Below are 7,232 nucleotides of genomic sequence, written 5' to 3' on the forward strand. Positions count from 1 at the left end.
GCCCCCCAAACGCCCCAAAATACTAAGCGAGAAGGCACCATCTACTCTCAGCAATATCGCCCTGCCCGACCGAAAGCTGATAAAAACGAGCAATCGGATACCCAGTCCCCTGGTCCAAGGGGTGTGTATGATGCCCCCTATCGGATCATCAATTCTGCGCCAAATCCCCCCGGAACGGGAGAAAGTAACGCTGCTGATGAAGAGGAAGATTGGATTTAAGGGATTTGGCTATCCCCGCAACTGTGGCACCCATAGTCTTAGTCGCAGAGTTGGAATTGGCCCTGGAAAAAGAGGAAAACATTTCCTGTCCCCCGATCCGCTAGGCTGTCAGAAGGGCCAGGGTCAATGCATCGCTGCGTCCCCACCATTACCGCTTGACTTCCATCTAGTCGAACTGCCGTGAGCCAAGATCTACCCACCTCTCCTAATTATTTTCGCCCGGTATTCTTCTCCACCTTTTTAACCATCTTTCTGGCGGAAATGGGGGATAAAACCCAACTAAGTACATTATTGATTAGCGCCGAATCCCAATCTCCCTGGGTAGTGTTTGCCGGTTCGGCCTTAGCCCTCATTTCCACCAGTTTGTTAGGGGTTTCCCTAGGGTATTGGATCGCCCGCCGCCTAGATCCACAAATTCTTGATTTTTGTGTGGCTCTGCTATTGTTGCTCATTGCCGGGCTACTGATGGGGGATGTGGTCAGTGCCTAGTCTCGCCACCCCAAACACCATGCAGTTGAATGCCATTCCCTCTCTCCTGAGCGTAATCTGCTCCACTCTGAGTTTTTGTTAGACTACATAAATTGTTGATTGATTTGTTGAGTTAGACAAGTCTTTTTTTACTGTTTTTACTTCACTAATTCTATGACTGCCCAAGCCAACAACACAATCTACGGTTTTTCTGCCAATGCCTTGGATGGCTCCTCCGTAGCGATGAGGGACTTTGAAGGTAAGGTGCTGTTAATTGTCAACACTGCCAGTCAATGCGGCTTCACCCCCCAATATGAAGGTCTCCAGACCCTACAGAACCAATTTGGCGATCGGGGTTTTACTGTACTTGGTTTTCCCTGTAATCAGTTTGGCCAGCAGGAACCCGGTGGCTCAGGGGAAATTAAAAACTTTTGCGAGACCCGTTATGGGGTAACCTTTCCTGTGTTTGAAAAGGTGGAAGTCAATGGCTCCAATGCCCATCCCTTGTTTAAGTTTTTAACTGAAGCTAGCCCCGGTATGGCCATTCCTTTTTTGGGCAATGCGGAGGACATTAAATGGAATTTCACCAAATTTTTGGTCGATCGCCAGGGTAAAGTGGTCAAACGCTACGGCTCCATCACCAAGCCCGATGAGATTGCGGCGGACATCGAAAAGTTGTTGTAATTTTCTGACCCAATTCCCTCAAAATTTTGCCGAATAACAAAAACCAATTTGAACGCTTAAAGGCTGAGGCCGAGGCTCCCTATCGAGGTTTACGTAAATTTATTTACCTCGGCTTGGGGGCTTCAGGCATGATTGGCGTGTTTATTTTTAGTCTCCGACTCCTGGCCGGCTACGACCCCAGGGAAATTTTGCCTAATTTGGCCCTGCAATTGGGGGTAGTGGCCCTGATGGCTGGGCTATTTCGCTGGGAATCAGGTAAAAATCGGGGAGATTAGGACAGGCTTTTGTCTTCTCCCCTAGAAATTTTGGCGATCGCCAGGTTGAAGTCCGTCCTGGTGTGACCAGGACATCAGCTATCAATGAACTGCAACGCATTGAGAAAAGTGCGAGCCGCATTATCCCTGGTACTATTCAATGGCTGTATGACTCCCATGGCATAGATTTTATCCCCCACTAAATAGGTACGAAAAATCACCCTTTCCGTATCACTTTCAAACGTGAATTCCGAGCCTTGATAATCTCCCAACGTCACCGGGCGCTCATTCATCAGAGAAAAGGTTTCCGCCGGAGCTACCCTGGCTTGCATGGCCGTAAATAAGGCCATGGGATCATTGATTTGTTGCTCAGTTAACCCGGTGGCATAGGCCGCCACATAACGGTGATCGTTGTCGGTGCTGGTCAAGGTTTGAAAATTTAAATCCCCTTCTGCAGTGCCAATGACCACGCTATCCTGGGCCAAGATTCCAGGGGGCATCCAAAAGGAAACATTGCCCTGGCTAAAAACAATCAACTGCCAATTATTAGCATTGGTACGGATGGGGGGCACACTGCTGGGGGGACTTTGAAATCGCAGAGTGTCTTGGGATTGGGGACGGCCAGTTTCAAAAAAACTCCGCAAATTTTGGTTGGGGGATTGGGCCACCATCAATGGTTCCCTTCCCTGGGCCGTGGCTTGGCATTGACCTAGAGTTAGGCCGCCGACAACAGTGGCGATCGCCGTGGCTAAAAGTAATGTGTATTTCATAGCAAAGAGTCTAAACAATTAAACAGTTTGATCTGTAAACGATGGGGAGCTTTGATCTAGTTTTGCTCCAAATCAACCGTCAGAGGATTTTAAAAACCCATAGTCCCAACCGTCGGCAAATATGGGTTAGATTTGATCTGACCCATATTTGCCCATTTAGTTCAATCCTCCAAATCCTGGTCATGAGCCCCCGGCCTGGCCACGGCATTGGGCCCTGGAGTAGCTGCTGCCGGATGCCAAATAGTCAAACCGAGTAAATGTTTGGAGGTTGGGGCACTGGCGAATAGGGAAATGCCTAAACCCAGCAGAACCGCTAGGGGAGCAGTAACCGCCGATCGCCAAATGCCAGGAAAGGTAAGCCAGCCCACATTGGAAGCCACGATGACGAGCAACACCGCCGCCACGGTGCCGTAAAAAGCTCCTAGGGCATTGATGCGGGGAAACAGGACTCCCATCAGGAAAATACCCAACAGCGGTCCCAAAAACATGGTGGTGTAGGACACTAAAAATTCCAGTAAATCTTGCCCAGTGGAAGCGGCATAAATGGCGGAAAAAATTGCCACTATTCCCCAAACGATAATTAATCCCTGGGCCACTCGCACGGAAAGAATTTCACTGGCTCGGACGTTGATGTAACGGTCGTAAAAATCCACCGTCATACAGGTTGCCAGGGAATGTAGTGCCGAATCAATGGAGGACATGGCCGCTGCAAAAATAGCCGCCACCAAAAACCCTGATGCCCCAGGGGGGACCTGGTTGAGAATGAAATAGGAGAGGATTTCATCGGGCTTAACATTTGCGGGTAAATTTCCCTGTAACTGGTAGAAGCTAAACAGTAAAACCCCCAGCAAAAGGGTGGCCGCCACCCCCACAAAACCAGAAAACCAGCCCAGGAGAATCGCTTTCCGGGCCGATTTTTCATCAGCACAGGAAACATAACGTTGCACCGATTGTTGGTTAGTGCCCGCTACTGCAAAAGCTAAAATGCCGTAGGCCAAAAGGGCGGTGGGCAGAGAACGAATGGAGCCTGGGTCCCAATCGAAGTTAAACACCACCAATTTGCCGTTTTCTCCGGCGATGCGCCACAGTTCCCCAAAGCCCCCTGGCACAGCGGTAACCGCGGCCCAAATTCCTGCCCCCAAGCCAACAAAAATCATGCCAAATTGCAACACGTCGGTCCAGACCACCGCAGTGATGCCCCCGGCCACGGTGTAAATAATCGAGACCACCCCCACCATCAAAATGGCAGTGTTGGTACTAATGCCAGTGAGCACCGATAACACCAGGGCGGCGGCGTATAAAAGTCCCCCTAGGCGGGCAATGACAAACAGCAGAAAACAAAGGGAACCGAGGGAACGGGTTTTGGCATCAAAGCGTTTTTCCAGGTATTCGTAGGCGGTGGTGAGATTGAGCCGGACAAAAAATGGCAAAAAGACGGCAATGACTAGGCCATAGCCAATTAGATCCCCCAACTGCAATTGCAAATACAAGAAGCCGTGGCCGTAACCCTCCCCTGGGCCCCCCAGTAGGGAAGCGGCGGAAAAAGATGTGGCAATGATGGAAAAACCCAGGGCCCACCAGGGAATTTGTTTCGCCCCCCGGAAATATTCATCAGTGTTATCTTGTTTGCGACTGGCGATCGCCCCAATGACAATAACAATCACCGAATAGACCAACACAATGGCCCAGTCAATCATGCCCATGAAAAATCAAACTCCTTGGCAATATGGCCATATTCCACCCTACCGGTTTTGTGACGTAGGACACCGCCGGATTGATCCCACCCCTGGGCAAAGAAGGGAAAACAAGTTTGGTGTGATGCCGTAGGAGAAAGTTTAAACTGATTTTTTTTAACTGATTTTGACTACCTTTACAAACAGGCAGCTAAAATGTCCTGTTCCGTTGTGCCGACGGTGCTGATTTCTTCTAAGCCTTGCAAGGTCAAATCAATATTGTTGCCACTGCGGGCCACCGGCGATCGGGGCACAAGGGCCAGGGCAAAACGGTTGGGGGGCTGCTCGCCATAGGAGTCTTCCACCACTAAATTCAACGCCTGGGCGGAAACGGTGCCATGGGTGCAAGCAAACTCGGAATAGTAGGCAAAAAAAGCTCCCCTCAGTTGATCACCCCGTACTTGAAAGATGAAATATTCCTGGCCCACCACCCCCGGTTGGGCAGACTCGCCGTAAAAATGCACACCTTGGCGCAGGGGAATATTCTGGGCTGCAACGGCAATCGGAGCGATTAAATTTCCTAGTCCCACAAGGGCAAAGCTTAGTAGGGCGGTGGAAAATTTGGCCAGGCGATCGCCGCTGCCTGGAAGTAGGAAAAGTAACATAATTTTTAGTGGGAGGAGTAAGGTGAATGATTAAATCATTACTTCTAACTTAACAGTCATTCACGAAGCTAATCTTCCCCCGACAGTATGATGATCCAAAAATTAACAAACTTTCATCAATTTGCTGATGGCGATCGCCGATAATGCGGACTATATTGCAGATTGCCAGCGATCATCTCGACAGTTTTCAACCTAGCGGGACCCACAACCATGGACAAAGCCATCCGGAAAATTTTTGCCTATCTTCGTCCAGGGGTAATCTTAGTAGTTTGTTTGCTGGGCCTATTGCTTTTTGTGCAGCCAGCCTTAGCTTTTTGTGGCTTTTATGTAGCCCAGGCCGACACCAGTCTTTATAACCATGCCTCCCAAGTAATTATTGCCAAAGACGGCGATCGGACAGTGCTCACCATGGCCAACGATTACCAAGGAGAAGCGAAAGACTTTGCCCTCGTAATACCGGTGCCGGTGGTTTTGCAAGAAGACCAAGTGAACGTGGGGGAAAGGAAAATTATTGAGCGTTTGGACAATTTTAGTGCCCCCCGTTTAGTGGAATATTTTGATAGTAATCCCTGTGACAGTTACGGTGACCGTCAATTTATGGATGCTATGCCCGCTGCCCCCAGCATGAGTCGGGGAGCCCAAGAAAAAGTCAGCAATGAAGCCCTGGGGGTGACCATTGAAAATCAATTTTCCGTGGGGGAATATGACATTCTCATCCTCAGTGCCAAGGAATCCAATGGCTTAGAAACTTGGTTAAGTCAAAATAATTACCGCATCCCTGCGGGGGCCACCGACGTGCTCGGAGCCTACATCAAGCAGGGGTTAAAGTTTTTTGTGGCCAAAGTTAACTTGAAAGAATTTGATCGCCAAGGATTTCAAGCCCTGCGACCGTTGATGATGGCCTACGAATCCCCCCGGTTTATGTTGCCAATCCGTTTGGGCATGGTGAATGCGGACGGCCCCCAGGAATTGATTGTTTATCTGTTATCGCCCCGGGGCGCAGTGGAAATAACCAACTACCGCACTGAAAAAATCCCCTCCAATCTGGATTTACCGGAATTCGTTCAGGGGGAATTTGGACAGTTCTATGGCGCCATGTTCGACACCGCCTACAAACGCTCCAGCAAAAATGTGGCTTTTTTGGAATATTCCTGGGATATGGGCAGTTGTGACCCCTGTTCCGCCGATCCCCTTTCTCCCCAAGAACTGAAAGAAGCCGGGGTGTTTTGGTTGGACCAGCCCGATGCCGACTCCAATTCGACTTTCCGGGGTATGCCTGTGCCCCGCACGAGCAATGTGTTTATCACCCGTTTACACTTGCGCTATACGCCTAATAAATTTCCCGAGGATTTGCGCTTCCAAAACACCGCTAATCAGGATTTATTCCAGGGTCGTTATGTGTTGCGTCGCCCCTACCGAGGGGAAATGAGTTGCACCGCCGCGAAGGAATACCGTCAAACAGTGCAAAAACGCCAACGGGAAGAGGCTAAAACCCTCGCTAATTTAACCGGGTGGCCCCTGACGCAAATTGAGGACAAAATTGATTACTTAGAAGGGCCCCAAGATGCTATTCCCTGGTGGCGTAAACTCTGGCCCCGTTAATTCACACACTGTGGGCCTGGATTTTGACTGAAAAATTCTCCATTGCCCATAATGGTGGATGAGCTGAACCAATTGGTTGAGCTTACCAAGAAAAAAACGTAAATTTCCCACCTAGTCGATCGCCATGGATCCTTTAACCAACTTAGTTTTAAGTGCCGCAACTCTGCCAATTCTATCCGCCCTCGGTTTGGCCCGTTGTTTTGGTCGCCGCAGTGAAGCCCTGGGTAAACTGTCTGAAGAAGTGTTCCGGGGCGATCGCCTGCCGGTGTTGCCCTTTCCCGCTGAGGAAAAAGCAAGTTAAAGTGAACTTACTCCCTCCAGAAATACTGATGGGGGTTACTGTTCCAATTAACCGATGCCATGGGTCGTTTTCCCCACAAATTGCGGGTGCTGTTGACTGTGTACTTTGCCCAAATGGTGGAGTACCGTGCCGAAATTTTCTTCTGGATTTTGTCCGGTTCCCTGCCACTAATTTTGATGGGGGTGTGGGTGCAGGCGGCGGAGAGTGGGGACTTTACCCTTGATGCTATCCAGGTGGCCAGGTACTTTTTTGCTGTCTTCGTGGTGCGCCAGATGACCACTATCTGGGTAATTTGGGAATTTGAAAAGGAAGTAATTGAAGGGGTTTTGTCATTTCGCTTACTGCAACCGTTAGATCCGGTATGGCACCATATCGCCCGGCACTGGGCGGAAAAAATGACCCGTTTACCCATCTTGGGCATTTTGGCGATTCTTTTTTTCTCCCTCTATCCCGAAGCTTTTTGGTTGCCCAATCCTTGGTATTTTCTCCAAGGGGTAATTGGCATCGCCTGTTCCTTTACCCTCTACTTTTTAATCCAGTACACTTTTGCGCTCTGTGCCTTTTGGACGGAACGGGCCAGCGCCCTCCAGGACCTT

General features: G+C 49.7%; 10 protein-coding genes and 1 pseudogene. 8 read left to right on the forward strand and 3 right to left on the reverse strand.

From position 1 onward, the window contains the following. The 4 genes and pseudogenes from IQ219_RS14170 to IQ219_RS14185 form a co-directional block, all read left to right on the forward strand. A pseudogene (locus IQ219_RS14170) lies at positions 1-219 on the forward strand (DUF1049 domain-containing protein); the annotation flags it as partial. Between the two features lie 180 nt (positions 220-399). Next, positions 400-708, forward strand: a complete 309-nt coding sequence (locus IQ219_RS14175; protein ID WP_194073037.1) for a TMEM165/GDT1 family protein — start codon at positions 400-402, stop codon at positions 706-708. A 153-nt stretch (positions 709-861) separates the two neighbouring features. Next, a complete protein-coding gene (locus tag IQ219_RS14180; protein WP_190599518.1) occupies positions 862-1,371 on the forward strand; it encodes a glutathione peroxidase in 510 nt (169 codons plus the stop codon). A gap of 26 nt (positions 1,372-1,397) precedes the next feature. Next, positions 1,398-1,646, forward strand: coding sequence for a DUF3493 domain-containing protein (locus IQ219_RS14185; RefSeq protein WP_194073038.1), 249 nt, complete (start codon positions 1,398-1,400; stop codon positions 1,644-1,646). Positions 1,647-1,720: 74 nt separating this feature from the next. Here the strand turns inward: IQ219_RS14185 and IQ219_RS14190 are convergent, their stop codons facing one another. Both IQ219_RS14190 and IQ219_RS14195 read right to left on the reverse strand, forming a co-directional pair. Beyond that, positions 1,721-2,395, reverse strand: coding sequence for a hypothetical protein (locus IQ219_RS14190; protein ID WP_194073039.1), 675 nt, complete (start codon positions 2,393-2,395; stop codon positions 1,721-1,723). 161 nt (positions 2,396-2,556) lie between these two features. Beyond that, on the reverse strand, positions 2,557-4,098 hold the full coding sequence (locus tag IQ219_RS14195; protein WP_194073040.1) for a sodium:solute symporter: 1,542 nt from the start codon (positions 4,096-4,098) through the stop codon (positions 2,557-2,559). Here IQ219_RS14195 and IQ219_RS20410 point away from each other — a divergent pair. Next, a complete protein-coding gene (locus tag IQ219_RS20410; protein ID WP_255512826.1) occupies positions 4,097-4,222 on the forward strand; it encodes a hypothetical protein in 126 nt (41 codons plus the stop codon). The two genes, IQ219_RS14195 and IQ219_RS20410, sit on opposite strands and share 2 nt — an antisense overlap. 43 nt (positions 4,223-4,265) lie before the next feature. Here IQ219_RS20410 and IQ219_RS14200 read toward each other — a convergent pair whose 3' ends face one another. Then, positions 4,266-4,733 (reverse strand): hypothetical protein, encoded by a 468-nt coding sequence (locus tag IQ219_RS14200; RefSeq protein WP_190599522.1) that lies wholly within the window; start codon positions 4,731-4,733, stop codon positions 4,266-4,268. A gap of 210 nt (positions 4,734-4,943) precedes the next feature. Here IQ219_RS14200 and IQ219_RS14205 point away from each other — a divergent pair, with 210 nt between their 5' ends. The 3 genes from IQ219_RS14205 to IQ219_RS14215 form a co-directional block, all read left to right on the forward strand. Then, positions 4,944-6,335: a DUF2330 domain-containing protein gene (locus tag IQ219_RS14205; RefSeq protein ID WP_190599523.1), complete on the forward strand. Its 1,392-nt coding sequence runs from the start codon at positions 4,944-4,946 to the stop codon at positions 6,333-6,335. A 124-nt stretch (positions 6,336-6,459) separates the two neighbouring features. Further along, positions 6,460-6,636 (forward strand): hypothetical protein, encoded by a 177-nt coding sequence (locus IQ219_RS14210; RefSeq protein WP_190599524.1) that lies wholly within the window; start codon positions 6,460-6,462, stop codon positions 6,634-6,636. Between the two features lie 59 nt (positions 6,637-6,695). Next, the coding region (locus IQ219_RS14215; protein WP_194073041.1) for an ABC-2 family transporter protein at positions 6,696-7,232 on the forward strand (537 nt) is incomplete at its 3' end.

It is taken from the genome of Synechocystis sp. LEGE 06083, from assembly GCF_015207725.1.
Lineage (GTDB): Bacteria > Cyanobacteriota > Cyanobacteriia > Cyanobacteriales > Microcystaceae > Synechocystis > Synechocystis salina.

Excerpts from the sequence above, each read along its gene's own strand:
- IQ219_RS14195 (WP_194073040.1), bottom strand. The coding sequence starts at position 4,098 with ATGGGCATGATTGACTGGGCCATTGTGTTGGTCTATTCGGTGATTGTT.
- IQ219_RS14205 (WP_190599523.1), top strand. The coding sequence starts at position 4,944 with ATGGACAAAGCCATCCGGAAAATTTTTGCCTATCTTCGTCCAGGGGTA.
- IQ219_RS14210 (WP_190599524.1), top strand. The coding sequence starts at position 6,460 with ATGGATCCTTTAACCAACTTAGTTTTAAGTGCCGCAACTCTGCCAATT.
- IQ219_RS14180 (WP_190599518.1), top strand. The coding sequence starts at position 862 with ATGACTGCCCAAGCCAACAACACAATCTACGGTTTTTCTGCCAATGCC.
- IQ219_RS14200 (WP_190599522.1), bottom strand. The coding sequence starts at position 4,733 with ATGTTACTTTTCCTACTTCCAGGCAGCGGCGATCGCCTGGCCAAATTT.
- IQ219_RS20410 (WP_255512826.1), top strand. The coding sequence starts at position 4,097 with ATGAAAAATCAAACTCCTTGGCAATATGGCCATATTCCACCCTACCGG.
- IQ219_RS14190 (WP_194073039.1), bottom strand. The coding sequence starts at position 2,395 with ATGAAATACACATTACTTTTAGCCACGGCGATCGCCACTGTTGTCGGC.